Origin of the sequence: Mesorhizobium sp. Z1-4 (assembly GCF_004000235.1) — a bacterium.
In the GTDB taxonomy this organism is placed as follows: domain Bacteria; phylum Pseudomonadota; class Alphaproteobacteria; order Rhizobiales; family Rhizobiaceae; genus RCIO01.
In genome coordinates, this window is sequence record NZ_RCIO01000001.1 from 881,477 (window position 1) to 906,506 (window position 25,030).

Consider the following 25,030-nt stretch of genomic DNA (forward strand, 5'->3'; position numbering starts at 1 on the left):
ACAGCCGACTGATGGGTGCCTATGTCATTCGACGGCTGCTGCTCATGATCCCGACGCTGTTCGGCATCATGGCAGTCTCCTTCATCGTTATTCAGTTTGCGCCTGGCGGGCCGGTGGAACAGGTCATCGCGCAGCTTTCGGGCCAGGATGGCGGCACGCTGGACCGCATTGGCGGTGGAGGCGGCGGCGACGGCGGGGGGCAGGAATTCGGCGGCGGCGAATCGCAATATCGCGGCGCCCAGGGGCTCGACCCGCAATTCATCGCCCAGCTGGAGAAGCAGTTCGGCTTCGACAAGCCCCCGCTCGAGCGCTTCTTCACGATGCTGTGGAACTATGCGCGGTTCGACTTCGGAGAGAGCTATTTCCGCGACATCACGGTGATCGACCTGATCCTGGAAAAGATGCCGGTCTCGATCTCGCTCGGCATCTGGATCACACTGATCTCCTATCTGATCTCGATCCCGCTCGGCATTCGCAAGGCGGTAAAGGACGGCTCGGCCTTCGACATCTGGACAAGCGGCATCGTTATCATCGGCTACGCGATCCCCGGATTTCTGTTCGCAATCCTTTTGATGGTTCTGTTCGCCGGCGGCTCGTTCTTCGACTGGTTTCCGCTGCGCGGCCTGACCTCGGAAAATTTCGCCGAACTCTCCTGGCCGGAGAAGATCGCCGACTATTTCTGGCATCTCACGCTGCCGCTCATCTCGCTGGCGCTTTCGGCCTTCGCTACCACGACGCTTTTGACGAAGAACTCGTTTCTGGAGGAAATCCGCAAGCAATATGTCGTCACCGCGCGTGCCAAGGGGCTGACGCAAAGGCAGGTGCTTTACGGCCACGTGTTCCGTAACGCGATGCTGATCATCATTGCCGGATTTCCGGCCGCGTTCATCTCGGCCTTTTTCACCGGATCGCTGCTGATCGAGAACATATTCTCGCTCGATGGGCTCGGCCTGCTCGGGTTCCGCTCCGTACTCGACCGCGACTACGCGGTGGTATTTGCAACGCTCTACATATTCTCGCTGCTCGGGCTCGTGGTCAGCCTGGTCTCCGACCTGATCTACACCTGGATCGATCCCCGCATCGATTTCGACCGGCGGGACGTCTGACAATGGATACCATCGCTCGGACCGACCCGGCATTGCAGCCAGCGAGACGGCCCTGGCTTTCGCCGCTGAACCAGCGGCGCTGGCAGAACTTCAAGGCTAACCGGCGCGGCTACTGGTCGCTGTGGATTTTCCTCGTTCTGTTCGTGTTGTCCCTCGGCTCCGAATTCATCGCCAACGACAAGCCGATCCTCGCCTACTACAAGGGCGAGCTGCTGGCCCCGGTGATCATCGACTATCCGGAAGAGAAGTTCGGCGGCTTCCTCGCCATAACCGACTATCGGGACCCGATCATCGCAGAAGAGATCGAGGCCAATGGCTGGCTGATCTGGCCCCCGGTTCGCTACTCCTACCGCACCGTCAACAACGAGATCCCCGAAGCGGCGCCGGCCAAACCGTCATGGCTCTATGATAAGGAGACGCGCTGCGGACGCTACGTTGACGGCGTGGACGACCCCGACTGCCGGCTCGGCAACTGGAACTGGCTGGGCACCGACGATCAGGCGCGCGACGTACTGGCCCGCATTATCTACGGCTTCCGTATCTCGGTGCTGTTCGGTCTGGTGCTCACAGCGGCCTCCGCCGTCATCGGCGTGTCGGCCGGCGCGGTGCAGGGCTATTTCGGCGGCTGGACCGACCTCATCTTCCAGCGTGTGATCGAAATCTGGTCCTCGATCCCGGTCCTTTACCTGATCCTGATTATCGCGGCTGTGCTGCCACCGGGTTTCTTCATCCTGCTCGGCATCATGCTGCTGTTCTCATGGGTCGCCTTTGTCGGCGTGGTGCGGGCGGAGTTCCTGCGCGCGCGCAATTTCGAATATGTGAATGCGGCGCGCGCGCTCGGCGTGCGCAATGTGACGATCATGTTCCGCCACCTGCTGCCGAACGCGATGGTCGCCACGCTGACCTTCCTGCCCTTCATCCTGAACGGCTCAATCACCACTTTGACCTCGCTCGACTTCCTTGGCTTCGGCCTGCCGCCGGGCTCCGCCTCGCTCGGCGAGTTGCTGCGACAGGGCCAGCGCAACCTCAACGCGCCGTGGCTGGGTATCACCGGCTTCCTGACTCTTTCGGTGATGCTGTCGCTGCTGATCTTCATCGGCGAAGCGACACGCGACGCCTTCGATCCAAGGAAGACGTTTCGGTGAACAGCGAACCCCTCCTTTCTATTCGCGATCTTTCCGTTGCCTTCCGGCAAGACGGCAAGGACGTGCCGGCCGTCGATCGTATCTCGTTCGACATCGGCAAGGGCGAGACCGTTGCGCTGGTCGGCGAGTCCGGTTCCGGCAAGTCGGTGTCGGCGCTGTCGATCGTGAAGCTGCTGCCCTACCCGGCCGCGAGCCACCCATCGGGATCGATCACATTCCACGGGCAGGATCTGCTTGCCGCCGACGAACGCAGCCTGCGCAAGGTGCGCGGCAACCAGATCAGCATGATCTTTCAGGAGCCGATGACCTCGCTCAACCCGCTGCACACGATCGAGCGGCAGATCGGCGAGATACTCGACCTGCATCGCGGCTTGAGCAAATCGGAGGCGCGGGCGCGTACGCTTGAGCTGCTCAACGAGGTGGGCATTCAGGAGCCCGAGCGGCGGCTCGGCGCCTATCCGCATCAGCTTTCGGGCGGGCAGCGGCAGCGCGTGATGATCGCGATGGCGCTCGCCAACGAACCCGAGCTGCTGATCGCGGACGAGCCAACAACGGCGCTCGACGTCACCGTTCAGGCGCAGATTCTGGAACTGCTCGCGGAGCTCAAGCAGCGCAACAACATGTCGATGCTGTTCATAACCCATGACCTCGGCATCGTACGCAAGGTCGCCGACCGCGTGTGCGTGATGACCGACGGCAAGATCGTGGAGAGCGGACCGACGGCGCAGATTTTCGAAGCGCCTGCGCATGAGTACACACACCACCTGATCGCCGCGGAACCGAAAGGCCGTCCGCCGAAGACAGACGCCAGCGCCGAAACCGTGATCCGGGGCAGCGACATCAAGGTCTGGTTTCCGATCAAAAAAGGGTTCATGCGCAGCACCGTCGACTATGTGAAAGCGGTCGACGGCATCGACGTTTCGGTACGTGCCGGCGAAACGATCGGCATCGTCGGCGAGTCAGGCTCCGGAAAGACGACACTCGGCCTCGCGCTCACCCGCATGATTTCGTCGGAAGGCAGGATCGACTTCGGCGATACCGAAATTTCCGAACTCAGCTTCTCCGGCATGCGCCCGTTGCGCAGCGAAATCCAGATCGTGTTCCAGGATCCGTTCGGGTCGCTCAGCCCGCGCATGTCGATCACCGAAATCGTCGCCGAGGGGCTGGAAATTCATGAGCCTGCGCTCAGCCCGGAGGAACGCGAGCAGCGCGTGGTAGACGCTCTCAAGGAAGTCGACATCGACCCGGCGACACGCAACCGCTACCCGCATGAATTCTCGGGCGGGCAGCGCCAGCGTATCGCGATTGCCCGCGCGATGGTGCTGAAGCCGCGCTTCGTGATGCTGGACGAGCCGACGTCGGCGCTCGACATGAGCGTTCAAGCTCAGGTGGTCGACCTCCTGCGCGACTTGCAGCGGCGCCATCGCCTCGCCTACCTTTTCATTAGCCATGACCTGAAAGTCGTGCGCGCGCTCGCCAACCAGGTGATCGTGATGCGCCACGGCAAGGTGGTGGAGGCCGGACCCTCCGAGCAGATATTCGACAACCCGCAGACCGATTATACGCGCGCGCTCATTGCCGCCGCGTTCGATATTGCGACTGCGCCCAAAGGAGTGGTCAATCAGTGAGCCAGACCGGAAAAGGACGGGTTCTGCTTTCGGTCACGGGTTACGATCCGAAACGGTGGTACGAACTGCTGTCGACGGAACGCGACGTCGTGCTGGAGCCTGAAGGCGCGCGCGATCCGTCGATCCGCTATGCGGTGGTGTGGAAGCAGAAACCGAATGTTCTTTCGGCGCTGCCAAATCTGCGCGCCGTCTTTTCGGTCGGCGCGGGTGTGGACCATCTTTTTGCCGATCCCGGGCTGCCGGACGTGCCGATCGTCCGTGTGGTCGCCGAAAACCTCACCCAGTACATGCGCGAATACATCGTGTGGCGGGTGCTCGATCATCACCGCCAGGGCATACAGTATCGTGCGCAGCAGATCGGCAAGATTTGGGACGAACCGTATCAGCCGCCGGCCGGCGACATAAGCGTCGGCATAATGGGCATGGGCCATCTCGGCCGCGCGGCGGCCGGCGTGCTGCTGAATCTCGGCTTCAGTGTAAACGGCTGGACACGCACCGAGCGGCCGATGGAGGGCGTCTCGTGCTGGCATGGCCGCGACGGCCTGCCCGGCTTTCTGGCGGCGACCGACATTCTGGTCGTGCTCCTGCCCTTGACGCACGACACGCGCGGCATTGTCGACTACCGGCTTCTGTCGCAACTCCGGCAAAAGAACGCGCTCGGTGGCGCGGTGCTGATCAATGCCGGCCGCGGCAAGCTGCAGCGCGAGACCGACATTCTGCGGGCGCTCGACGAAGGTATATTGAAGGAAGTCAGTCTCGACGTTTTCGAGCAGGAGCCGCTTCCCGAAACCAGTCCGCTCTGGACGCATCCTAACGTCTTCGTGACGCCGCATGCGGCGGCTACGTCGGACCCCGCACATCTGGTGCCGCCTATGCTGGCGCAAATGGACGCCCATGAGCGCGGCGAGCCGCTGACCAATCTGGTGAACAGAAGCGCCGGCTATTAGGGACGGCGATACCGCGTCGGCGGGCCGTAGAGCGCGGCGATGCGGGCAACCGCGTCGGCAATAGGCTCGCGGGTGACGAGCATCGAACGGCCCGACGCATGAATGGCATTTCTGCCGTCGGTCATGATCACAACATGGCCCTTCCAGAAAACGAGATCGCCACGCTGGAGCTTCTCGAGCTCGGCCCCCGGGTCGATTTCCTCGCCCAGCGCGCGTTCCTGCATGTCGGTGTCGCGCAACACGTCGCGACCGGTCATCCGCATCGCAAGGTGAACGAGGCCGGAGCAATCGACGCCGAAGCCGCTCGCGCCGCCCCAAAGATAAGGCGCGCGCTCGAGCATTTCGGCGATCGCAACATAGTCGGCGGCGTGCTCACCAAGCGGTCTCAAATGTTCCGCGACCACTGATTGCCCTGTTGAAAGCGTCGCGTAAGCAGTACCCCGGCGTTCCGTCTGCCCGGTCACCCGCACGGCACAGCCCATTGAAAGCGGTTGAACAGGCGCTGATTTCAGATCGTCGGTTGGATAGGCAAAACTGCGCGGCACGGCGACAATGTGCGTTCGCTTCGGCCCGGCCGCACCCAACACATCCTGCCGCACATAGCCGACATAGCCGTCGCGCACAGACTGGACCCAAGCCCATCCGTTCATGCGCTCGAAAATTTCGACCGGATCGCCCATCAGAAGCTGGTGGTCGACGCCGGCGCTGCCATCCGGAGTGCCCTTCAGGTCGGCGACCGCCACCACGATTTCCGCCGCCTCGCCGCTTACGAATTTCGCTGCATCGATTTCGCCCTTCGGCCTGATGTCGGCAAGGTCGGGCCGATACGCATTCAGGCGGCGGTCCGGCGCAGTCATGTCGGCAGCTCCGCCGCCTTGGCGATCACCGCATCGCCAAACCTCTCGACAAAAAGCGCGCCTGTCACGGTCCGTCCGATCAGCACATTGCGGCGGTCGGCCTCGTCGCGACGGCGCGACACCAGCTCAAGCGCGCCCATCGTGTCCAGCGCGCGGGTGATAACCGGCTTGGAAACGTTCAGCCGCGAAGCCAGCCCGCGCACCGTGTGCGGCGGCGGATCGAGATAGATCGTCAGAAGGATCGACAGCTGCCGCGTCGAAAGATCGGGCATGCCGTTTTCGACCTCGTGTAGCGCGACCTGCTGCCACAAGCGAAGGGCTTGCGATGGACGCAATGCGACCGCCATTGCCTGCTGTTCCTGCATCGTTACGGGGCCGTATCATTCAACCCCCGAACAAAGGCAATAGCAAGCCGCTCAGCCGGCATAGTGTTTCGCGATCACGCTATCCAACGCCCGGATGGCCTGCGCCTCGCCGCCGACCGGACAATGCGGCCGCTCCAGAGGGCTCCAGCCGAATACGTCGAAATGCGCCCAGCCCTTCGCCTTTTCGACGAAACGGCGCAGGAAGAGCGCGGCGATGATCGCACCGGCAAAGCTGTCGCTGCTGATGTTGTTGATGTCGGCAACGCGCGAGGAGTAGCGGCTGTCATAGGGCGACCAGAGCGGCATTCGCCACACGGGATCGGCACGCTCTTCGGCAGCGCGAGAAATCCGGCCGGCAAGCTCCTCGTCATCAGTAAAGAAGGGCGGCAGGTCGGGACCGAGCGCGACACGGGCCGCGCCGGTCAGCGTCGCCATGTCGATCAGGAGATCGGGCTTCTCCTCATCGGCATAAGCCAGCGCGTCGGCCAGTACGAGCCGGCCCTCGGCGTCGGTGTTTCCGACCTCAACTGTGATGCCTTTCCGGCTTTTCAGTATGTCCCCGGGCCGGAACGCGTTCGCTGAAATCGCATTTTCGACGGCCGGAACCAGCACGCGTAGGCGCACCTTGCGGCCAGCCGCCATGATCATCGACGCGAGGCCCAGCACATTCGCCGCGCCACCCATGTCCTTTTTCATCAAAAGCATGGAGGACGGCGGCTTGATATCGAGGCCACCTGTGTCGAAAGCAACGCCTTTGCCGACCAGTGTAACCTTCGGCGCGTCCTTCGGCCCCCAGCGCATGTCGATCAGCCTCGGCGCTTCGGCCGATGCACGCCCGACGGCATGGATCATAGGGAAATTGCGCGAAATGAGCGCCTCGCCCTTGATGACTGAAATCTGCGCCTTGTGGGCGCGGGCGAGCTTGCGTGCAGCCTTTTCGATGCCCTCCGGCCCCATGTCGTTGGCCGGGGTGTTGATCAGGTCGCGCGTCAGGAAAACACCACTCGCCACCCTGCTTGTCTCACCGGCATCGGCGCCCTTCGGCGCGATCACGCGCAAGTCGGCGGTGCCGGATTTGCGGTAACGGTCGAACACATAGCCGCCGAGCGTGAGCCCCAGCACCGCTAGATCGGGCTCGCTGGGGCTGGCGGCGAAATACCATTCGCCGGCCGGCAGCGCCTTGGCCAGCTTGCCGAAAATCAGCGGCGAGAAGCCCGCGCGCCGCGGCTCGACACCGAAGAATGCACCGGCAACGCTGCCGTTCTCCCCGGGGATCACAAGCGTGCGGCCGGGCTCGCCGTCAAAGCCGTTCGCCTTCGCCCATGCCAGTGCCTCGACGCCGGCCTCGCTTGCGGCCAGTTCGCCCCTGGCAACGCAATAGACCGGCAGTGCGTTTTTCGATCTGCGGCTGACGAGGGTCACGGGCATGCGGCGGGCCTTTTCCTGCGGCCGTCATAACCGGCCTTAACCAACCGTTAGGGTTAACAGAATATTTCTCGACTGGAAGACGACCGGCCGAAGACACACAGAATCAGGAGACCGCGCCGCGATGTTGCCAGTTCGCCAGTCCACCCATGCGGCGAGTAAGCTCGCCCTGATCTCGGCAACCGCCATACTGGCGCTTGGCCTGGCCGGTTGCGCCAGCAAGAAGCTGACAACAGGATCGATCGACAGAACCAGTTCGCGCCCGGTCGAATCGCTTTCGCAGGCCGAAGTCGATGCCGAACTGCAGTCGCTCGGCAGCGCCTATACGAAAAACACCAAGAACGCGAATGTCGCCATGCGCTACGCCGCCGTCCTGCAGATGGCCGGCCGCACCGACCAGGCGCTCGCGGTGATGCGCAAGGCCGCAATCGATTTTCCGCAGGAACGATCGGTGCTGGCTGCGTATGGCAAGGCGCTCGCCTCCGCCGGGCAATTCGAACCGGCGCTCGATGCCGTTCGCCGCGCGCAGACGCCTGAATATCCGGACTGGAAGCTCGTGTCCGCCGAAGCCGCGATCCTGGATCAGCTTGGACAGCGTGCAAAAGCGCGGGAGCTCTACGGCAAAGCGCTGGAGCTTCGTCCCCAGGACCCGTCGATCCTTTCGAACCTCGGCATGTCGTATGTGCTGGAGGGCGACCTCAAGACTGCCGAGAAGCACATGCGCGCAGCGGTGCAGGCGCCGGGCGCCGACAGCCGTGTACGCCAGAACCTGGCACTCGTCGTCGGCTTGCAGGGCCGCTTCAAGGAGGCGGAACAGATTGCCGGCCAGGAACTCGCACCCGAACAGGCGAAAGCCAATGTCGCCTATCTGCGCACCATGCTTTCGCAGCAGAACGCCTGGAGCCAGCTCGAAGACGAAGAGCGGAATACCAACTAAGGGAATAGGCCTTACGGCAATAAGGCTTTAAGGCAGTAAGAAAAAGGGCGCCCCAGGCGCCCTTCGCTTTTTTCGGCTGGAGAGATGGGCGAGGAAGTCCTCTCCCTACTGCCCTAGAATATCCCCTGCTCGCTCACCTGGATGCCTGCCGGCCCCAGGATCACCGCAAAGAGCACGGGCAGGAAAAACAGAATCATCGGCACCGTGAGCTTCGGCGGCAGCGCGGCGGCCTTCTTCTCTGCCGCGTTCATGCGCGCATCACGGCTTTCGCTGGACAGGACACGCAGCGCGTGACCGACCGGCGTGCCGTAACGCTCGGCCTGGATCAGCGCCTGCGAGACGCTTTTTACCGATTCGAGCCCGGTCCGGTTGGCAAGGTTCTCGTAGGCCTGACGGCGCTCCTGAAGGAAGGAGAGCTCGGCGTTGGTCAGCACCAGCTCCTCGGCCAGCTCCACCGACTGAACGCCGATTTCCTCGGCGACACGCCTGAACGCCGCCTCGATCGAAATGCCGGATTCGACACAGATGAGCATCAGGTCCAGGGCGTCCGGCCAGGCCATCTGAATGGACTGTTTGCGTTTCGACGCCCGGTTGGAGACATAGACAACCGGCGCGTAGAAGCCGGCATAGGCAAAGAGTATGCACACGAAAAGCTTCACGAAGACCGGCTGTTCGGCCAATCCGCCAAGCAGGAAGATGTAGATTACCGCCAGAACCAGGCCGACCGCGGGCAGCACCAGGCGGAAGAAAAGAAACCGCGTCAGCGGGTTCTGGCCGCGAAAGCCGGCCATTCGAAGCTTGGCGACGGTTCCTTCGTCGGCGAGCGCACGCTTCAGATCCAGCCGCTCGACAATGGAGCGCATGCCGGACGAATCTTCCTCGCGCAGCCCCTTGCGGCGCCGGTCTGCCTCGCTGGCAAGCCTTGCGCGCTGCTTGGCGCGCAGCTCGTCACGTTCCAGCGCAACCGACTTCATGCGTGTCTTCAGCTGATTGCCGCTCAGCGCCGGCATCGCAGTGAAGAAGGTGGCGAACACCGCAACACCCACCAGAAGGGCGATGAGGAACCCCGGATCGAGAATAGCTTTGACGACCTGATCGACCATTGCCGGCTACACCTCGATATTGATCATCTTTTTCATCACGAAAATGCCCATCGCCATCCAGATGGCAGAAATGCCGAGGATCAGATGGCCCTTGCTCGTGGTGAAAAGCGGCATGATGTATGAGGGGCTCGTGAGGTAGACCAGAAACGCGACGATAAACGGCAGCGCGCCGATAATCGCAGCCGACGCCTTGGCTTCCATCGACAACGCCTGCACCTTGGCTTTCATCTTCTTGCGGTCGCGCAGCACGCGCGAGAGATTGCCCAGAGCTTCCGACAGGTTGCCGCCGGCCTGCTGCTGAATTTGAATGACGATGCCGAAAAAGCCCGCTTCCGGGCACGGCATCGTTTCCTGCATGCGCATCGCGGCTTCGGCGGTCGGCATGCCGACCTGCTGCGCCTCGACAATACGCCGGAATTCGGTTTTCACCGGTTCCTGCGATTCCGTCGCGATCAGCCGGATGCCGTCATTGAGCGGCAGGCCCGATTTCACGGCACGGACGATAACGTCGAGGGCGTTCGGGAACTCGTTGAGAAACGCCTTGACGCGCCTGCCGCGGCGAAACGACACGAACCAGCGCGGCAGTCCGAGCGCCCCTGCAAGCAGAGCGCCCGGCAGCGCAATCAGCGGTGCGCCGGCAATGAAAGCGATGACCGTGATGAAGACACCGGTGAGTGCCGAATAGACGTAGAAGCGCTCGATACTGACGCTCATACCGGCCTGGCGCAGCTGAACGCGCAAGGGCGGCTTCTTGATGTTGCGGTCGCGATCTTTCTGACGTTCGTCGAGGTCCTTCAACGAGTCCTGTACCGACTTGCGCCGTTTCGCGGCCTCGGCAAGGCGGTCTCGCGACGCTTTCACCACGGCGCGATCGGTTTCCGCCTTCTTTACGGTGTCGAGGCGCTTGGCTGCTTTGGCCTCGTTGCTGATGTTTGTGTACATCAGCGCGTATGCGACGGCGCCCGCGCTCACCGTGGCGAGCAGGACGAAGATCAGAAATGTCATGTCGAGACCGAACATTGCGTTCAGCGCCCTTCGTCGCTCATTGCGCCTGCTTTTCCATGGCCTCAAGTGCCTGGGCGAGCCGGCGCTCCTCGTTGTAATAGCGCGCCCGGTCCCAGAACGCGGGACGCCCGACGCCGGTCGAGACATGGTTGCCGATCAGCTTGCCCGAGGCGTCCTCGCCGGTGATGTCGTAGAGAACCAGGTCCTGGGTGATGATCACATCGCCTTCCATGCCGATCACCTCGGTGATGTGGGTGATGCGGCGCGAGCCGTCGCGCAGACGGGCTGCCTGGATGATGACGTCGATCGATCCCACGATGATCTCGCGCACCGTGCGCTGCGGCAGCGAGAAACCGCCCATCGCAATCATCGATTCAATACGGCTCAGGCATTCGCGTGGGCTGTTGGCGTGGATCGTACCCATGGAACCATCGTGGCCGGTGTTCATGGCCGACAGCAGGTCAAACACCTCGGGGCCGCGCACCTCGCCGACGATGATGCGTTCGGGACGCATACGCAGACAGTTCTTGACCAGATCACGCATCGTGATCTCGCCCTCGCCTTCAAGGTTCGGCGGCCTGGTCTCCAGGCGGACGACATGAGGCTGCTGAAGCTGGAGCTCGGCAGAGTCCTCGCAGGTGATGACACGCTCGTCCTGATCGACGTAATTCGACAGGCAGTTGAGCAGCGTCGTCTTGCCCGAGCCGGTACCGCCCGAAATGACGACATTGCACCGGACCTTGCCGATGATCTTCAGCACCTCCGCGCCTTCGGGCGTGATGGCGCCGAAGCGGACCAGCTGATCCAGCGTCAGCTTGTCTTTCTTGAATTTGCGGATGGTGAGCGAGGGACCGTCGATCGCAAGCGGCGGCGCGATCACGTTGACGCGGCTGCCATCGGGGAGGCGCGCATCGCAGATCGGCGACGATTCATCGACGCGGCGGCCGACTTGACTGACGATGCGCTGGCAGATGTTCAGCAGCTGCTGGTTATCGCGGAAACGGACATTGGTCTCTTCCGTGCGGCCGTTCACTTCGATGAACACCTGACGCGCGCCGTTGACCATGATGTCGGCGATATCATCGCGAGCCAGCAACGGCTCCAGCGGACCGTAACCCAGGACGTCGTTGCAGATGTCCTCGAGTATTTCCTCCTGCTCGGAGATCGACATCGCGAAATTCTTGATCGCGATGATGTCGTTGACGATGTCGCGGATTTCCTCGCGCGCATTGTCAGGTTCGAGTTTGGCGAGCTGCGAAAGGTCGATCGTGTCGATCAGCGCGGAAAACACCTGCGCCTTGATGTCGTAGTAATTTTCGCTGCGCTCCCGCACGGCGGGGCGGCGGGGCGCCTCAGGCGCCATCGCCGGTGCTTCGACCTTGCGCTTTTCCTGCACCTTGGACGGTTCAGCGGCCGGAGCCGCGGAGGCAGGCTCCAGCGGCTGGCTCGCGCTCGCCGGCGAATTGCCGCGAAGACTGGCTTCCGGCGGCGCCCTATCCGGCTCGCGGCGCGGTTCAGGCGCGTCAACGGGCTGCGCGATCGGCTTCGGAGCCGGTACGCTGACCGTGTTGTCTACATTGCCTCTTTTGCCGAACATATCCCCAGCCGTGTCCTTTGACCGTGGTGCCTCCAAGCCGGCCTGCCCGGCGCGCGGGCGGGCCGGTGCCGAATTACTTCTTGCGTTTCAGTTTGCCGAGAATCCCGCCCAAACTGCTCTTCTTTTTCGATTTTGGCTCGATGCGCCCCGTCAGTACATGTGCAAGCTCACGCACCGAACCGACGATTGCGTGGTTGGCGTCCATTTCCCCGAGCATGCGGCCGTTGTTGGCGGCATTGCCGAACAGCTGCGGTTCAAACGGAATCACCGCCGTCGGCTCGATCTCGAGCGGCTCGGTGAAATCCGCCACTGAAATCTCCGGCCGTTTCGGTATGCCAACCTGATTGATCACCAGCTTCGGCGGCGGGTCGTTGGGCCTGAGTTTCTTGAGCGTATCGATGATGTTTTTCGTATTGCGCAAATTCGCCAGTTCAGGTGTTGCGGTAACGATCACGTCGTCGGCGCGCGCCAGAACGTTGCGGCTCCAGCCGGACCACAGATGCGGCACGTCGAGCACGAGAAGCGGCGCGCTGCGCTGAGCGATGTCGATGATCTGGGCAAACGCGTCGGCGTCGAAATCGTATATCCGGTCCAGCGTCGAAGGCGCGGCGAGCAACGACAGATGTTCGGCACACTGGGCGAGCAACCGGTCGAGATAAACCTCGTCGATGCGCTCCGGCGCGAACACCGCCTCAGCAATCCCCTGGGCGGGGTCCTGATCGAAATTTATGTTGGCCGTTCCGAATGCGAGGTCAAGATCGGCGACCACCACCTCGGACTGGAACAGCGACGACATTTCCCACGCCACATTGTGCGCGATCGTGGAAGAACCGACGCCACCCTTTGCGCCGATAAAGGCCATTGCCTTGCCGATCGGCTCGGCTTCGGGGTCGACGAATATCTGCGCGATTACTGAGACAATGTCGGCCATCGATATCGGCGCGACGACATATTCCGAAACGCCCGAGCGCACGAGCTCACGATAAAGCCAGACATCGTTGTAATGGCCGATGATGATGACCTTGGTATTCGGGTCGCAAACCTCGGCGAGCTGGCCGAGCGACTCCAGAAGCTCGCGCGGCTCCTGACGCGATTCAAGGATGATCAGATTGGGTGTCGGCGCCGTCTGGTAGAACTCGATGGCCGTGGGGGCACCGCCCATATGAAGCTTGAGATGCGCCTTGGCCATACGGCGGTCTTCGCTGGCCCGCTCGATCGGGCTGGCGACGCTCTCGGTCTCGCAAAAGGCCTGGATCGAGATGCGCGGGATCGGCCGCAGGTCACTCATGGAGTGGGTGTCCGTGTCGACGCGGGTCTCTTCCGGCGAAGTCTCGTACGCTAGATTGCTCATGTGCTTCTCACCCGATCTGCGGCCTAATAATTCACCTCGGACGCGGCCGAGAATTCTTCTGTCACGCCGCGCGTCTTGTAGAGTTCGATCGCCGCGGAACGATTTTCAGGATCGATTTCCGTCCGCTTGCGCGGGCCGAGGATGTCCATTGGATTGTCGAGCTGGGCGGCAAGGTTTTTCTGATAGGCGCAACCGAAGTTGGCGTAGTGGCGGTTTTCGCTGGTCTCGAGGATATCCTCGGGCCAGCGGCCGCACGGTCCCGTGCCAGCGGTGATTGCCGCGTAGGCAACGCGTACCGGCGCCGAGGCATCAGGCTGCGCAACCGAATAGTGGCTGATCAGAATGAGGCCTGAGTGGACGCCCTGCGAGCGCGCGAGCTCGGCGATCTCTTCGGCTACGAAGGATGCAGCACCCGCATTAAGCGAACCCGACGGAACCAGAATGCGGAGCGCAGCGCCCGAGTCCTTCTCGTAACCCGAGATATGCCCGGCCACCACCTGGCGCTGCGCATAGCTGAGTTTGCTGGTCGAAGCACCGACGGGTACATCCAGAACCTGATCCCGCTCGGCAACCACGATCGGGTGGTTGGTCCGGTAATCATCCGGAATTGAACCCACGGTGATGTGGTGCCGTTTGGCGCAACCGGCCAGCAAGGCAGCCGAAAGCGTGATGAGAACGGCAGCCGTGACCGATGGCCTGTTGGCAGCGCGCTTTGGCAAACCCGCCTGTGTCATTTTCTGGCTCCCGATCACTTGTAGATGAACCCGACAACGCCGTGATAGCGGCCGTTGGGCTTGCTGGTTTCGGCGGTCCCGTAGACCCGGTTGATCCGGCCGAGCAGCATCGCCGCGCCATCGTGTGCCGGATTGAAATTGTCGTCCGGACGGGCAAGGTCGTTCCTGGCGACCGGCCGGGTCATGTAAGGTGTCACGATGATGACGAGCTCGGTTTCGTTGCGCACGAAATCGCGGCTGCGGAAGAGCGTGCCAAGAACCGGGATCTTCGAAAGCCCGGGCAGGCCGGATGCGGTCTGCCGGATTTCGTCGCGCACCAGGCCGGCGATCATCATAGAGCCGCCCGACGGAAGTTCGACGGTTGTGTCTGCAAGGCGGCGGCGGATCGACAGCAGGTTGGTCGAGCCGCGACGGCCGCCGACGCTGAGCTGCACGGAGGATTCGTTGGTGGGCTCGGAGACCTGGGTGCGAATCTTCAGGCTGATGCGGCCAGGCGACAGAACGACCGGCTGGAATTCAAGCCCGATGCCGTATTCAAGCCGCTCGGTGTCGTAAGTGACGGCGTTGGTATCGCTGTCGATCGACTGGCCGGTGATGAGGTTGAATTCGCCGCCGACGCGGAAGGTGGCCTTTTCACCCGAAACGGCCGTCAAGGTCGGCTCCGCGAGCGTGCGCATCACGCCGGACTGTTCCATCGCGTTGAAATAGGCGTCGAGGAGACCCGAATTGAAGCTGGCGCCGGAGCCGCTGATGCCCTTGCCGAGGCCGGCAATCGTCTCCCCAACGACACCCCAGCTGATGCCGTTTGAGGTGTTGTTGGCAAGCAGGTTGACCGAGAGCTGCTTCATCACATTGCGGCTGACTTCGGCAACGGTGACCTTCAGCGTCACCTGGTCCTCGCCGATAACCTGCAGCAGGTTGACGATCTGACTGGTCCGCCGCTCCTGATCGGGATTGTCGATGTCGACGCCGCCCGCATCGCTGCCGCCCGTGGCGGTCTGCGAATACTGGCCCGTGGTCGCTTCACCGCCGGTCACGAATACTTGCGCAAGCTGGGCCGCGCGCGCGGCATCCAGAGGCGTCTGGACGGTGCCCGAGAGCACAACGTTGTCGTTCAGTATCTCGACTTCGATATCCGAGTTCTGAATGAAGCGCTTCAGGTAGTCCTTGAGGCCCGATACATCGCGCTCGACGGCCAGGTCGAGGCTGACGATCTGTTCGCCGTTGGCACCGAATACGAAGATGTTGGTTTCGCCGACCTGCTTACCGAAGAGGTATATTCTGCGCGCCGTACGCGTTACCGCGTCGGCGACGGTCGGATTGGCCACCAGAATGTCATAGGCATCGGCAGGCAGATCGACCACGATCGACTTGTTCAGACCCAGCTTCAACCGCTGGTTTCCCGCAGATGAGGAACTGATCCGCAACTCGCCGCTCTGTGCCTGCGCCGAAGATATGCCGGCGACCTGCGTGGTGCCGCTCACCAGCGCCAATGCCAGCACCGAAAGGCCCGACCAGCGCTTCAAACCAGCGACAGTCCAGGAGTTCGACATCCAGCGCCGCATCGTCTTTTCCCTTGTCATTATCTGGCCCCCTCTTCCGTCACCTGACCGGAGCGAATGATGCGGACCGTGCCGCGGCGGCCATTGCCGGATACAAGATACTCGCCGGCGCTTTCGACCGGATCCTGCGCGTCAGCGACGGCGCGAAGCGCCAGCGTCAGCCTGTCTGCCATCTGCTGGGCGACGGTGATGATTTCGGCCTGGTCGGGCGTCAGCTCGAGCGTTGCCGTGTCGCCGACACGCACGCGACGGCCTTCTTCGTCTTCCTGAATGGCCTGATCGATGGCCAGCACCCGAATGTTCTTCAGGATCGTTTCAGTGATGAAGCCATCCGCGGTGCCGCCGCCGGCGGCATTGGAACGGCGGGTCATAATGACGTCGACATAGTCGTTGGGCAGAATGAAGCCGCCTGCCGATGTATCGGCGGCGATTTGCGTGGCGACCGCCCGGCGGCCGCTTGGCAGAATGGACGACATGAAGCTCTGGCCTTCGCCGATCAGCTTGGAACGGCGAAGCGGCTCGCCGGAATAGAGAGGCACGCGCGCGATCGCTCCCCTGAGCTCTTCAAGAGCGTTGGGATCGCTGCTGCGGGTCAGGAAGGCTTCGCTGATGGCGTCGGCGGGCCAGGATTGCCAGTTGAGCGCGTCGCCGACCACAGAACCCATCGGAACGTCGGCATCCAGTATCAGAACTTCGGTAAGTTCGATCGCAGGCTGCTGCGGCGCGGTTTCAACGATCACCTGCGGCGGAGGCGGCGTCAGCATGTTCTTTGCGACGTATCCCGCGCCTATGGCCGCAACGACTGCAACCCCCAGGATGATGATGCGCGATGTGTTCATTGATCCGGACCTCGTACTCGGCGGAACCCTTCACCGAGCCGGACAATGGACGGCCAATCGTCAAATTACGGTTAATGGACCGCTTACAATCGTGCTTAATTTAAAGTTTATGAAAATGCCGCGCATGCACATACAGCCCGGCCGCGCAGGTCAACGCCCGGCATCAACTGGATATGCTTGAAGAGGTAAAGCTAGCCGGCGATCTGTGCGAGCGCCCAGCGAACCAGCTCTGTTTCCGGGTAGGTCATCAGGCCTGCGACACCCAGCGCAACGCCGTAGGGGATACCCGCTTTTTCGTCCGCGAAGTGGCGCAGAAAGACATTGCTCGAAGAAAAAGCCGCCATCGGCGAGTTGCGGAATAAAAGTATGAGAAGCGTAAGCGCGCCACCCAGCATGGCACCAAGCACCAGATACTGGAGCAGCGTGATGTTAAAGCCCATCCAAAGCGCGGTTGCGGTGAGGAGCTTGGCGTCGCCGCCGCCCATACCGCCGATGGCGAATACGGTGAAAGTTACCGCAAGCACGGTGCCGCCGGCGGCGAAATGCCAGCCATAGGTTGCCCAGTCCATTCCGGTCAGCGGCGCGATGATCGCAAACGCGGCGATCAAAATGACCGATACCCGGTTGGCAATGGTCATGGAGATCATGTCCGAGACCGCTGCAAACAGCATGCAGAACGGAAAAATGACGAAGATCGATGCAGCCAGCATGTGCGGAACCAGGATAATTCGTGGCCTTCAGGCTAACGGCTTGTCGTTAATAAAGGTCGAACCCCTGAGGCCGAAGCGGCAAAATAAAAGGCCGCCCCGAAGAGCGGCCCTTTAAAGCAGTTCGCGTTTGCGAATTAGTTGCCAGCGCTCGAAAGGCTGGTCGCGATCGAGCTGAACTTGTTGTTCAGTGCGCCGCCGAGCGAGGTCGCGCCGGCAGTAATCGCCAGAGCGATCAGGGCGGCGATCAGGCCATATTCGATAGCCGTTGCGCCGGACTCGTCTTTGGCAAAGCGAGCGATAAGCTTGGACATTTGAGAGCTCCTTACTCCACGTTGTGAACAGCACGTCCGTCAACGTCTTGCTGCGTCAATCGGATGGAGCGAACTTACGTGGAAGCTCTTTCAAACGGCTTAACAAACACCATTACCAAAACCTTTCCCGGCACGAGCGGCCCGTGTGGTTAATCCCGGTCTAAGGCCGGCACCGAAATTGTTCTGAAGCGGATGCTGCCTAATCGACAACATGAAACGGCAGGGCGATCGTGCCTTCCTTGTCGCTCGCGACGTCGCGCACGCGATACTCTATCGTATAGGAGCCTGCCGGAGCGCCATCGACCGTCAGTGTCAGAACCAGCATGAACTCTCGGTTGCGAAACCTGCTGTTGAGTTCCAGCTGCTGGAAATTCTCCTGGCCGGCAACGATCCTGCCCTCATCATCCTTGAGCAGGAAGTCCACATTGAAGCCGAATGTGTAGGTGCCGTCCGGACTTTCGTGCCAGCCATAACCGACGGGTTCGGCGTAAACGATTATGGGTTCGCCCGGCGCATATTCGTTGTGCGCCCTTTCTACATAGATTCCGAAACCCTGTGGCTTGGAATCGGCAAAAAGCGACGTTCGAAAGGTCAGCGGCGTCTGTTGCCAGGCGGCAATGACTGCCTCTTCGGCCGTGACAATGTCATCAAGGGTCTGACCCGAGGCGGGAACAGCCACAAGCATCAACCCGAGCAAGGCAGCCCCGCAGATTTTCGTTTTCGCCTTCATGTTCGCATCTCCTGTGTCGGCCGTATTCCATCAGAATCCTGACGCTCGCGCTTAACGCTTGGTTCACCAATCTCGTTCATGGTTCGGGAACGTTCTGGTTCCGGAGGACGCCATGGTGCGTTTTGTATCTCTTTCCCGCAAGCACGTGCGCACCGCCGCGGCGGTTGCTGCGGCATCCATGCTGATGGCAGGCGCGCAAGCTCTTGCCGCGCAGGGTATCGAGGTCGTGATGAACCAGGCCAAGATCGTGAAGCTGGCCCGCCCGGCGGACACGATCGTGATCGGGAACCCGGATATCGCCGATGCGTCGGTGCAGGATGCCACGACGATCGTTCTGACGGGCAAGGGTTTCGGGGTGACAAATCTCGTCGTGCTCGATGCCGACGGCGCGCCGATTGTCGACGAACAGATCTTCGTTTCCCGCAGCACGGCCAATTCGGTTCGCGTCTATCGCCGCGCGTCCGTGCAAACGCTTTCATGCACTCCCTTCTGCGAAGGCGCCTACAAGAGCGCAGCCGAACAGACCTCGGACCAGGAAATCAGCGCGAGCCAGTAGCTGACCTTCGGGCGGTTAACCGTCCATGAAGGAGATTGAAGGCATTCTTTCTGCCGGACAAACCGGACTGAAACTGGTGTGCGCTAATGTCCGCACAGCGGTCAGTTCAGGATCGACCTGGGGCAGAAGATGCAAGACGTCCAGACGAAAAACTCCGATATGACATCCCGGTGGAAGCTGTTTCGCCGATTTGGGCGCAGCCGCGACGGCGCAGCTGCGATCGAGTTCACCGCTCTTGCCATACCTTTTGGCTTGCTGGTTTTTGCGATTTTGGAAAGTTCGATCTCATTTGCGGCCCAGCAAGTGCTGGCCAACGCGACGGACGATATCGCACGGCAGCTGCGGACGGGGCAGATCAAAGCCGCCGATGTGAATGAGACCTCGCTGAAAACGCTTGTGTGCAATCGCATCAGCATCATCGTCGCCAATGACTGCCCCGGGCTCGAGGTCGACCTGCGGGAATTTGCGACATTTGCCGAAGCCGCGCAGGTTCGGGTCAAGATCACCTCCGGCGGCGAACTCGATACCACCGATTTCGATGTCGATCCCGGACCCTCGCTCAGCAAGAACATGCTGCGGGTGTTTTACCGCTGGCCGGTGATCACCGATTTCATGCGCAGTTCGATGTCCAATCTGAAGGACAACAAGACACTGCATTTTGCGACATCAACCTGGCAGAACGAGCCGTTCGATGACTGACCGGACTATTCACATGCCGGAAACCCGGCCGTCGGGAAAAGCTCGCACCGGCCTGCTGCACGCGGCTGTCGGGCGGGCCCGTGCATTGGCGGGCACTTTTGCAAAGGCGCGCGGCGGCGTTGCTGCGGTTGAATTCGCCTTCATCGCGCCTGTGCTGCTTTCGCTCTATTTTGTCTCGATGGAGGTTTCGCAGGCCATCGAGGTGAACAAGAAAGTCGGGCGCGTCGGTTCCATGGTCGCCGATCTGATTACCCAGCAGCAGGTGACGAACAAGTCCGAGGTCGACGCCATCCTGAAGATCGGTGAATCGATCCTTCAGCCGTACAACCGCACCAAGGGCAAGATTGTCGTCACGGCAATCCAGGTCACCGATGAAGACAGCCCGAAGGTCAAGGTTGCCTGGTCGCGCCAGCTGGTGAACGGATCGACCTCGCCCGGCCTGGCGGCGGGAACGACGACAACCGTCCCCGCAAAGCTCAAGATCCGCAACACCTTCCTGGTGCGCGTGGAAAGCGAACTCTCATACGCACCGGTCATCACCTGGGCCGCCGGCCAGAAGCAGGTGCTGGGTCTTGCGGCCGCCTTTGACGGCATTTCCATGAAAGAACGCTACTACCTGCGCCCGCGCATGAGCCCTACGGTGCCGTGCAGCGACTGCTGAGCTTCATCGGCGCGCGACTGAAACCTCTGCAATCCGGGCCGCGGCTTCATAGTCAGCGGCCCCTATTTTCTTGAAACCGCCACCGCGATACGGTTCCAGCAGGGCATAGATTTCAGGGTTGGCATTGTACAGGTTCTCCAGAAAGCTGCCGAGCCTGACCTTCAACTGTACCGGGATGTCGCGACGCACAGCGTGCGGGCCGAATGCCACGACGCCTGACGTCCAGATGATTTCCAGTTCCGACGGCGCTATCCCTAATTTTTCCAGCCTCTTGACGGTGCCCGACCGGGATACCGCCCGGTCGTCGGCGAAAGCCGGCACCCAGCCGACCAGCACCTCGGCCTGACCCTCAGCGAAGGCGGCCTCTGCCTGGCTCTGGCTGCCGGAATGCAACACCGCGCCGTAGCCTCCGGGCGACGCGATATCCTGCAATGCCGCCAGCGCCAGCACCTGGGGGCCGACCTCGTCGACAGACCCAGCGACGACCCGCGCCCGGCCGAGCTCCTGCATGGCCTGGCCGCGCCGGGCGATCAGGGCGCCACGCACGCCGATAGCGCCATCCACTCCTCGCGGGGCAGCCAGCGGTTCCACACATTGGCAATATGCGTCGGCGACGGCATAGCCAGTGGCCGACAGAAGCGCATAGTGGACCCGCCCGGAGGCAATTGCCCGTATCAGCGCCTCGGAATCGCGCGCGACAAATATCTCGGCGGGCACGCCCCCAGCTTCCTCAAAGGCGCGTGTCATCTTGCCAAGCCCCGCAACAGCGCGGCTGCCAGAGGGTGAAACCATGCCGATACGCAGCGTGCCGAGCTCGTCCTGCCAGTTGGCTGACGCGGGCAGGGATGCCGCCAAAGCAAGCCCCGCCACGGCGCCCAGCCAGGCAGTTCGCCGCCGAATTCCTTTGCCGCCTGTCAACACCATCGCAATGCCCGATACTCCACAGCTTGCGATCATCGTTCGAAGGCGTTGCGTTTTGGTTTCCTGTTTGCCAATCGGGCATCGGAATTCTATGTGTGAACGACATTCAACAGCATCACATCCCCATGGCCCGCGCGTTCTTATTCGTTCTCGACTCTTTCGGCATTGGCGGCGCGCCCGACGCGAAGCAGTTCGGCGATGAAGGATCCGACACCTATGGCCACATCGTCGAACGCTGCGCGCACGGCCAAGGCGACAGGCCCGGTCTGCGCTCAGGTCCGTTGCAGCTGCCCCATATGGACAGTCTGGGCCTTGCCCATGCGGCTGCGCTGGCAACCGGCAGGCCGGCGCCGGCCGGCAACCCGCCAAACGGGTTCTTCGGAGCCGCCAGCGAAATCTCTTCCGGGAAAGATACCCCGTCGGGCCATTGGGAAATTGCCGGCGTACCGGTGACCTTCGACTGGGGTTATTTTCCCGATACCGTACCGACATTCCCTGCCGAACTTACCGACGCAGCCATCAGCGCGTGCGAACTGCCTGGCATCCTGGGCGACTGCCACGCGTCCGGCACCGAAATTATCGAACGCCTGGGCGAAGAGCATGTCGCTTCCGGCAAGCCGATCTTCTACACCTCGGCAGATTCCGTCATTCAGATTGCCGCCCACGAAACGGCATTCGGCCTGGAGCGGCTCTACGCTGTGTGCGAGACGGTGCGGAAACTGGCGGAGCCCTACAACATAGGCCGCGTTATCGCACGGCCCTTTGCAGGTGAAAGCGCATCCGATTTCCGCCGCACAGCGAACCGGCGCGACTACGCGGTTCCGCCGCCGGAGCCAACCCTGCTGGACCGCCAGCTTGCCGCCGGCCGGCGCGTACTCGGCATCGGCAAGATCGGCGACATCTTCGCCCATCGCGGTGTATCGGAAGTACGCAAGGCGCCGGACAATATGGCCATGTTCGACGCAGCGCTTGGAGCGATGGACGACGCCGGGGATGGCGATCTGGTCTTTGCCAATTTCGTCGATTTCGATTCCATGTTCGGCCACCGCCGCGACGTTCCGGGCTATGCCGCGGCGCTGGAGGAGTTTGACCGCCGGGTTCCGGAAGCGCTCGCGAAACTCAGGACCGGCGACCTGCTGATATTGACGGCAGATCACGGCAACGACCCGACCTGGCATGGCAGCGACCACACCAGGGAACGTGTGCCGGTGATCGGGACCGGTCCCGGTCTCGCCAATGTCTCAATCGGTATCCGCGATACTTTTGCCGATATCGGCGAGACCGTTGCCCAGCACCTCGGCCTTGCCGCGGGGCCGCACGGCACCTCGTTCCGTGACCGGCTTGGCGGCGATGCCTGAACTTCCCGAGGTGGAGACAGTCCGCCGGGGCCTGCAACCTGTCATGGAAGGCGCTCTGGTCGAACGGGTCGAACAGCGGCGTCCCGACCTCAGATTTCCGTTTCCGGACAACTTCGCCGAACGGCTCACCGGCCGCACTGTGACGGCCGTTTCGAGACGGGCAAAATATCTCACTTTCCATTTTGACAGCGACCCGATCCTGATCAGCCATCTCGGCATGTCCGGTTCCTTCAGGATCGAGGACGATCGGGAAGTGGCGGCGCCCGGCGTCTTTCATCATGAGCGCTCCAAGCTTGCCGCGCACGACCATGCGGTCTTTCATCTCAAATCGGCATCGGGCCTGCGTTCTCGTGTCGTTTTCAACGACCCTCGACGATTTGGTTTCATGCTGTTTGCCGAAGCCGCGCGGCTGGCGCAGCATCCCATGCTCGCCGGGCTCGGTGTGGAACCGACCGGCAACACGCTCGACGGCAGGCTGATCAACGCGCTCTTTGCCGGGAAACGCGCGCCGTTGAAGGCTGCTCTGCTCGACCAGCGGCTGATTGCCGGCCTCGGCAATATCTATGTTTGCGAGGCCCTGTGGCGCGCAGGCCTGTCGCCCAAGCGGTCCGCGGGATCGATTACGTCGGCCCGCCGGCAATCGACGGACCGCACCGAGATGCTCGCGCAGACGGTGCGCGAGGTCATTGCCGACGCCATCGCCGCCGGCGGCTCATCCTTGCGCGACTATGTTCACACCGATGGCTCGCTCGGCTATTTCCAGCATCGCTTCGACGTCTACGACCGCGAAGGCGAGCCCTGCCGACGAGAGGGCTGCAAAGGCGGTGTGCAGAGGATCGTGCAGTCCGGCCGCTCGACCTTCTATTGCGCCGCCTGCCAGCGCTAGGCTAAGGCAGGCTGAACCAGCAATCCATCCGGAGGACTGCATCTTGGCTTATGAGACGATCCTAACCGAAACGCGCGGCAAGGTCGGGCTGATCACCCTCAACAGGCCCAAGGCGCTCAATGCGCTGAACACCACCGTCATGGCGGAAGTGATCGAGGTTGCCGAACGCTTCGACAAGGACGCCAAGGTGGGCGCGATTGTCATTACCGGCTCCGAGAAGGCGTTTGCCGCCGGTGCCGACATCAAGCAGATGCAGTCGAAGTCCTACATGGACACCTTCTCGGAGGACTTTTTCGCCGACTGGGACGCCCTGACGCGCGTGCGCAAGCCCATCATCGCTGCAGTGGCAGGCTACGCGCTCGGCGGCGGCTGCGAACTGGCAATGATGTGCGACTTCATTCTTGCCGCCGACAACGCGAAGTTCGGCCAGCCGGAGATTACGCTCGGCGTCATTCCCGGCATGGGCGGCTCCCAGCGCCTGACCCGTTTCGTGGGCAAGTCGAAGGCGATGGATATGTGCCTGACCGGGCGCATGATGGACGCCGAAGAGGCAGAGCGCTCGGGGTTGGTCTCCAGGGTCGTGCCGGTGAACGACCTGCTTGAAGAAACGCTGAAGGTGGCGGGCAAGATCGCCGATCTTTCACTGCCCTCGGTGATCCTGGCCAAGGAAGCGGTCAACCGGTCCTATGAGACGACACTGGCCGAAGGGCTGCGGTTCGAACGCCGAGTGTTCCATTCGCTTTTCGCGACCGAAGACCAGAAAGAAGGGATGGCGGCATTCGTCGAGAAGCGGTCGCCCAGCTTCCAAAACAGATAAGGCCGCGCGGAGCGCCAATCGGCGTTGACTGACCGCATAAGCTGCACTATAAGCCGCCGCACTTGAGGCGGCCTGTGGCTGCCGTTTTGTTTTATTGGCCTGTCCAGCGATGGGACGTTGGCCACCCCAGTTCGATAGAGAGGCATTATGGCCAACACGTCTTCGGCCAAGAAGGCTACGCGCAAGATCGCTCGCCGCACCGAGGTCAACAAGAACCGCCGCTCGCGGGTTCGCAGCTTCATCCGCAAGGTTGAGGAAGCCCTGGCTTCCGGCGACAAGGATGCAGCGGCTGCCGCGCTCAAGGCAGCTCAGCCGGAGCTGATGCGTGCCGCATCCAAGGGTGTGTTTCACAAGAACACGGCTTCGCGCAAAGTCTCTCGTCTCGCCAACCGGGTGAAGACCCTTTCGGCTTGAGCTGACCCTTCAGCCCTCAGATTTGTTTACCCGGCGCAAGGCGCCGGGTTTTTCGTTTTGGCAGCAATGGCTTGTGGCAGAACGCGCCAAACGCGCGCGGTCCAAGGGCCTGTTTTATTTGCCGGCATATCTGCAGACCAGGGTGCCGGAAAGCTCCCTTTCACATGCTGGCCGACGAAATTATCCTTTTAAAAACAGTACGTTACCGGAGTTTATCCACAGCTTGTCATTTCGCCCGCACGACAAGACAGCAGTTTCATAAGTCAAGGAATTTTTTTTAACTTTTTTTTGCCGGCGCCGTGACCGCTCGCCAATTGGAGAAGGTTTTGATTCACAACGGTTTCGCCACAATTGAGCCAAACACGG

26 protein-coding genes are annotated in these 25,030 nt (G+C 61.9%); 12 read left to right on the plus strand and 14 right to left on the minus strand.

Features of this window, described 5'->3' with window-relative positions; all coding sequences use genetic code 11:
- Nucleotides 1-11: 11 nt before the first annotated feature.
- From EP165_RS04205 to EP165_RS04220, 4 genes are read left to right on the plus strand one after another with little or no spacing between them, the layout of a single operon-like run.
- The gene (locus EP165_RS04205) at nucleotides 12-1,106 is read left to right on the plus strand and encodes a microcin C ABC transporter permease YejB (protein WP_127520279.1); all 1,095 of its coding nucleotides are present in this window, start codon (nucleotides 12-14) and stop codon (nucleotides 1,104-1,106) included.
- 2 nt (nucleotides 1,107-1,108) lie between these two features.
- Nucleotides 1,109-2,251 (plus strand): ABC transporter permease, encoded by a 1,143-nt coding sequence (locus tag EP165_RS04210; protein WP_127520280.1) that lies wholly within the window; start codon nucleotides 1,109-1,111, stop codon nucleotides 2,249-2,251.
- Nucleotides 2,248-3,879 carry an ABC transporter ATP-binding protein gene (locus EP165_RS04215; protein ID WP_127520281.1) on the plus strand — a complete coding sequence of 544 codons (1,632 nt, stop codon included), beginning with the start codon at nucleotides 2,248-2,250 and terminating at the stop codon, nucleotides 3,877-3,879. The genes EP165_RS04210 and EP165_RS04215 overlap by 4 nt, the downstream gene beginning before the upstream one ends.
- The gene (locus EP165_RS04220; RefSeq protein WP_127520282.1) at nucleotides 3,876-4,826 is read left to right on the plus strand and encodes a 2-hydroxyacid dehydrogenase; all 951 of its coding nucleotides are present in this window, start codon (nucleotides 3,876-3,878) and stop codon (nucleotides 4,824-4,826) included. The genes EP165_RS04215 and EP165_RS04220 overlap by 4 nt, the downstream gene beginning before the upstream one ends.
- On the opposite strand, the gene EP165_RS04225 is transcribed toward EP165_RS04220, so the two are convergent.
- The 3 genes from EP165_RS04225 to EP165_RS04235 form a co-directional block, all read right to left on the minus strand.
- Complete coding sequence (locus tag EP165_RS04225; protein WP_127520283.1) at nucleotides 4,823-5,683, minus strand: C40 family peptidase; 861 nt, start codon at nucleotides 5,681-5,683, stop codon at nucleotides 4,823-4,825. The two genes, EP165_RS04220 and EP165_RS04225, sit on opposite strands and share 4 nt — an antisense overlap.
- Nucleotides 5,680-6,030, minus strand: a complete 351-nt coding sequence (locus tag EP165_RS04230) for a MarR family transcriptional regulator (protein ID WP_127520284.1) — start codon at nucleotides 6,028-6,030, stop codon at nucleotides 5,680-5,682. Before EP165_RS04230 ends, EP165_RS04225 begins: the two co-directional genes overlap by 4 nt.
- Nucleotides 6,031-6,099: 69 nt before the next feature.
- The gene (locus tag EP165_RS04235; RefSeq protein WP_127520285.1) at nucleotides 6,100-7,476 is read right to left on the minus strand and encodes a leucyl aminopeptidase family protein; all 1,377 of its coding nucleotides are present in this window, start codon (nucleotides 7,474-7,476) and stop codon (nucleotides 6,100-6,102) included.
- A gap of 121 nt (nucleotides 7,477-7,597) precedes the next feature.
- Between EP165_RS04235 and EP165_RS04240 the strand changes: the two genes are divergently transcribed.
- The gene (locus tag EP165_RS04240; RefSeq protein WP_127520286.1) at nucleotides 7,598-8,410 is read left to right on the plus strand and encodes a tetratricopeptide repeat protein; all 813 of its coding nucleotides are present in this window, start codon (nucleotides 7,598-7,600) and stop codon (nucleotides 8,408-8,410) included.
- A 113-nt stretch (nucleotides 8,411-8,523) separates the two neighbouring features.
- On the opposite strand, the gene EP165_RS04245 is transcribed toward EP165_RS04240, so the two are convergent.
- The 10 genes from EP165_RS04245 to EP165_RS04290 form a co-directional block, all read right to left on the minus strand.
- Nucleotides 8,524-9,513 carry a type II secretion system F family protein gene (locus tag EP165_RS04245; RefSeq protein ID WP_127520287.1) on the minus strand — a complete coding sequence of 330 codons (990 nt, stop codon included), beginning with the start codon at nucleotides 9,511-9,513 and terminating at the stop codon, nucleotides 8,524-8,526.
- Between the two features lie 6 nt (nucleotides 9,514-9,519).
- Nucleotides 9,520-10,533: a type II secretion system F family protein gene (locus EP165_RS04250; RefSeq protein WP_127520288.1), complete on the minus strand. Its 1,014-nt coding sequence runs from the start codon at nucleotides 10,531-10,533 to the stop codon at nucleotides 9,520-9,522.
- Between the two features lie 22 nt (nucleotides 10,534-10,555).
- Nucleotides 10,556-12,115, minus strand: coding sequence for a TadA family conjugal transfer-associated ATPase (locus EP165_RS04255; protein WP_127520289.1), 1,560 nt, complete (start codon nucleotides 12,113-12,115; stop codon nucleotides 10,556-10,558).
- Nucleotides 12,116-12,188: 73 nt separating this feature from the next.
- Nucleotides 12,189-13,466: a CpaE/TadZ family protein gene (locus EP165_RS04260; protein ID WP_127520290.1), complete on the minus strand. Its 1,278-nt coding sequence runs from the start codon at nucleotides 13,464-13,466 to the stop codon at nucleotides 12,189-12,191.
- Nucleotides 13,467-13,489: 23 nt separating this feature from the next.
- Nucleotides 13,490-14,200, minus strand: coding sequence for a CpaD family pilus assembly protein (locus tag EP165_RS04265; protein ID WP_127520291.1), 711 nt, complete (start codon nucleotides 14,198-14,200; stop codon nucleotides 13,490-13,492).
- 14 nt (nucleotides 14,201-14,214) lie between these two features.
- The gene (locus tag EP165_RS04270; RefSeq protein ID WP_127520799.1) at nucleotides 14,215-15,753 is read right to left on the minus strand and encodes a type II and III secretion system protein family protein; all 1,539 of its coding nucleotides are present in this window, start codon (nucleotides 15,751-15,753) and stop codon (nucleotides 14,215-14,217) included.
- Nucleotides 15,754-15,782: 29 nt separating this feature from the next.
- Nucleotides 15,783-16,601: a Flp pilus assembly protein CpaB gene (gene cpaB, locus EP165_RS04275; protein WP_127520292.1), complete on the minus strand. Its 819-nt coding sequence runs from the start codon at nucleotides 16,599-16,601 to the stop codon at nucleotides 15,783-15,785.
- A 191-nt stretch (nucleotides 16,602-16,792) separates the two neighbouring features.
- Complete coding sequence (locus EP165_RS04280; protein ID WP_127520293.1) at nucleotides 16,793-17,311, minus strand: A24 family peptidase; 519 nt, start codon at nucleotides 17,309-17,311, stop codon at nucleotides 16,793-16,795.
- 134 nt (nucleotides 17,312-17,445) lie between these two features.
- On the minus strand, nucleotides 17,446-17,622 hold the full coding sequence (locus EP165_RS04285; RefSeq protein ID WP_127520294.1) for a Flp family type IVb pilin: 177 nt from the start codon (nucleotides 17,620-17,622) through the stop codon (nucleotides 17,446-17,448).
- Between the two features lie 199 nt (nucleotides 17,623-17,821).
- Nucleotides 17,822-18,352, minus strand: a complete 531-nt coding sequence (locus EP165_RS04290) for a hypothetical protein (protein WP_127520295.1) — start codon at nucleotides 18,350-18,352, stop codon at nucleotides 17,822-17,824.
- 112 nt (nucleotides 18,353-18,464) lie between these two features.
- Here EP165_RS04290 and EP165_RS04295 point away from each other — a divergent pair, with 112 nt between their 5' ends.
- From EP165_RS04295 to EP165_RS04305, 3 genes are all read left to right on the plus strand, one after another.
- Entirely contained in the window at nucleotides 18,465-18,908 is a 444-nt protein-coding gene (locus EP165_RS04295; RefSeq protein ID WP_127520296.1) for a pilus assembly protein N-terminal domain-containing protein, read from the plus strand.
- A gap of 159 nt (nucleotides 18,909-19,067) precedes the next feature.
- Complete coding sequence (locus EP165_RS04300) at nucleotides 19,068-19,607, plus strand: TadE/TadG family type IV pilus assembly protein (RefSeq protein ID WP_245440006.1); 540 nt, start codon at nucleotides 19,068-19,070, stop codon at nucleotides 19,605-19,607.
- Nucleotides 19,600-20,268: a TadE/TadG family type IV pilus assembly protein gene (locus EP165_RS04305; RefSeq protein ID WP_245440009.1), complete on the plus strand. Its 669-nt coding sequence runs from the start codon at nucleotides 19,600-19,602 to the stop codon at nucleotides 20,266-20,268. Before EP165_RS04300 ends, EP165_RS04305 begins: the two co-directional genes overlap by 8 nt.
- A 3-nt stretch (nucleotides 20,269-20,271) precedes the next feature.
- Here the strand turns inward: EP165_RS04305 and EP165_RS04310 are convergent, their stop codons facing one another.
- On the minus strand, nucleotides 20,272-21,123 hold the full coding sequence (locus tag EP165_RS04310) for a phosphate/phosphite/phosphonate ABC transporter substrate-binding protein (RefSeq protein WP_164742950.1): 852 nt from the start codon (nucleotides 21,121-21,123) through the stop codon (nucleotides 20,272-20,274).
- Nucleotides 21,124-21,314: 191 nt separating this feature from the next.
- Here EP165_RS04310 and EP165_RS04315 point away from each other — a divergent pair, with 191 nt between their 5' ends.
- The 4 genes from EP165_RS04315 (at nucleotide 21,315) to rpsT (ending at nucleotide 24,664) form a co-directional block, all read left to right on the plus strand.
- The gene (locus EP165_RS04315) at nucleotides 21,315-22,547 is read left to right on the plus strand and encodes a phosphopentomutase (protein WP_127520801.1); all 1,233 of its coding nucleotides are present in this window, start codon (nucleotides 21,315-21,317) and stop codon (nucleotides 22,545-22,547) included.
- The gene (gene mutM, locus EP165_RS04320; RefSeq protein ID WP_127520299.1) at nucleotides 22,540-23,433 is read left to right on the plus strand and encodes a bifunctional DNA-formamidopyrimidine glycosylase/DNA-(apurinic or apyrimidinic site) lyase; all 894 of its coding nucleotides are present in this window, start codon (nucleotides 22,540-22,542) and stop codon (nucleotides 23,431-23,433) included. Before EP165_RS04315 ends, mutM begins: the two co-directional genes overlap by 8 nt.
- A gap of 43 nt (nucleotides 23,434-23,476) precedes the next feature.
- On the plus strand, nucleotides 23,477-24,250 hold the full coding sequence (locus EP165_RS04325; protein WP_127520300.1) for an enoyl-CoA hydratase: 774 nt from the start codon (nucleotides 23,477-23,479) through the stop codon (nucleotides 24,248-24,250).
- Between the two features lie 147 nt (nucleotides 24,251-24,397).
- Nucleotides 24,398-24,664 carry a 30S ribosomal protein S20 gene (gene rpsT, locus EP165_RS04330; RefSeq protein ID WP_127520301.1) on the plus strand — a complete coding sequence of 89 codons (267 nt, stop codon included), beginning with the start codon at nucleotides 24,398-24,400 and terminating at the stop codon, nucleotides 24,662-24,664.
- Nucleotides 24,665-25,030: the final 366 nt, after the last annotated feature.

What these genes read in the sequence shown, in the direction of transcription:
- EP165_RS04225 (WP_127520283.1), bottom strand. Translation starts at nt 5,683, where the DNA reads ATGACTGCGCCGGACCGCCGCCTGAATGCGTATCGGCCCGACCTTGCC.
- EP165_RS04240 (WP_127520286.1), top strand. Translation starts at nt 7,598, where the DNA reads ATGTTGCCAGTTCGCCAGTCCACCCATGCGGCGAGTAAGCTCGCCCTG.
- EP165_RS04285 (WP_127520294.1), bottom strand. Translation starts at nt 17,622, where the DNA reads ATGTCCAAGCTTATCGCTCGCTTTGCCAAAGACGAGTCCGGCGCAACG.
- EP165_RS04255 (WP_127520289.1), bottom strand. Translation starts at nt 12,115, where the DNA reads ATGTTCGGCAAAAGAGGCAATGTAGACAACACGGTCAGCGTACCGGCT.
- EP165_RS04205 (WP_127520279.1), top strand. Translation starts at nt 12, where the DNA reads ATGGGTGCCTATGTCATTCGACGGCTGCTGCTCATGATCCCGACGCTG.
- EP165_RS04235 (WP_127520285.1), bottom strand. Translation starts at nt 7,476, where the DNA reads ATGCCCGTGACCCTCGTCAGCCGCAGATCGAAAAACGCACTGCCGGTC.
- EP165_RS04260 (WP_127520290.1), bottom strand. Translation starts at nt 13,466, where the DNA reads ATGAGCAATCTAGCGTACGAGACTTCGCCGGAAGAGACCCGCGTCGAC.
- EP165_RS04280 (WP_127520293.1), bottom strand. Translation starts at nt 17,311, where the DNA reads ATGCTGGCTGCATCGATCTTCGTCATTTTTCCGTTCTGCATGCTGTTT.
- EP165_RS04305 (WP_245440009.1), top strand. Translation starts at nt 19,600, where the DNA reads ATGACTGACCGGACTATTCACATGCCGGAAACCCGGCCGTCGGGAAAA.
- EP165_RS04210 (WP_127520280.1), top strand. Translation starts at nt 1,109, where the DNA reads ATGGATACCATCGCTCGGACCGACCCGGCATTGCAGCCAGCGAGACGG.
- EP165_RS04295 (WP_127520296.1), top strand. Translation starts at nt 18,465, where the DNA reads ATGGTGCGTTTTGTATCTCTTTCCCGCAAGCACGTGCGCACCGCCGCG.
- EP165_RS04270 (WP_127520799.1), bottom strand. Translation starts at nt 15,753, where the DNA reads ATGTCGAACTCCTGGACTGTCGCTGGTTTGAAGCGCTGGTCGGGCCTT.
- EP165_RS04265 (WP_127520291.1), bottom strand. Translation starts at nt 14,200, where the DNA reads ATGACACAGGCGGGTTTGCCAAAGCGCGCTGCCAACAGGCCATCGGTC.
- EP165_RS04290 (WP_127520295.1), bottom strand. Translation starts at nt 18,352, where the DNA reads ATGAAGGCGAAAACGAAAATCTGCGGGGCTGCCTTGCTCGGGTTGATG.
- EP165_RS04250 (WP_127520288.1), bottom strand. Translation starts at nt 10,533, where the DNA reads ATGTTCGGTCTCGACATGACATTTCTGATCTTCGTCCTGCTCGCCACG.
- cpaB (WP_127520292.1), bottom strand. Translation starts at nt 16,601, where the DNA reads ATGAACACATCGCGCATCATCATCCTGGGGGTTGCAGTCGTTGCGGCC.
- EP165_RS04230 (WP_127520284.1), bottom strand. Translation starts at nt 6,030, where the DNA reads ATGGCGGTCGCATTGCGTCCATCGCAAGCCCTTCGCTTGTGGCAGCAG.
- EP165_RS04300 (WP_245440006.1), top strand. Translation starts at nt 19,068, where the DNA reads ATGACATCCCGGTGGAAGCTGTTTCGCCGATTTGGGCGCAGCCGCGAC.
- mutM (WP_127520299.1), top strand. Translation starts at nt 22,540, where the DNA reads ATGCCTGAACTTCCCGAGGTGGAGACAGTCCGCCGGGGCCTGCAACCT.
- rpsT (WP_127520301.1), top strand. Translation starts at nt 24,398, where the DNA reads ATGGCCAACACGTCTTCGGCCAAGAAGGCTACGCGCAAGATCGCTCGC.
- EP165_RS04245 (WP_127520287.1), bottom strand. Translation starts at nt 9,513, where the DNA reads ATGGTCGATCAGGTCGTCAAAGCTATTCTCGATCCGGGGTTCCTCATC.
- EP165_RS04315 (WP_127520801.1), top strand. Translation starts at nt 21,315, where the DNA reads ATGGCCCGCGCGTTCTTATTCGTTCTCGACTCTTTCGGCATTGGCGGC.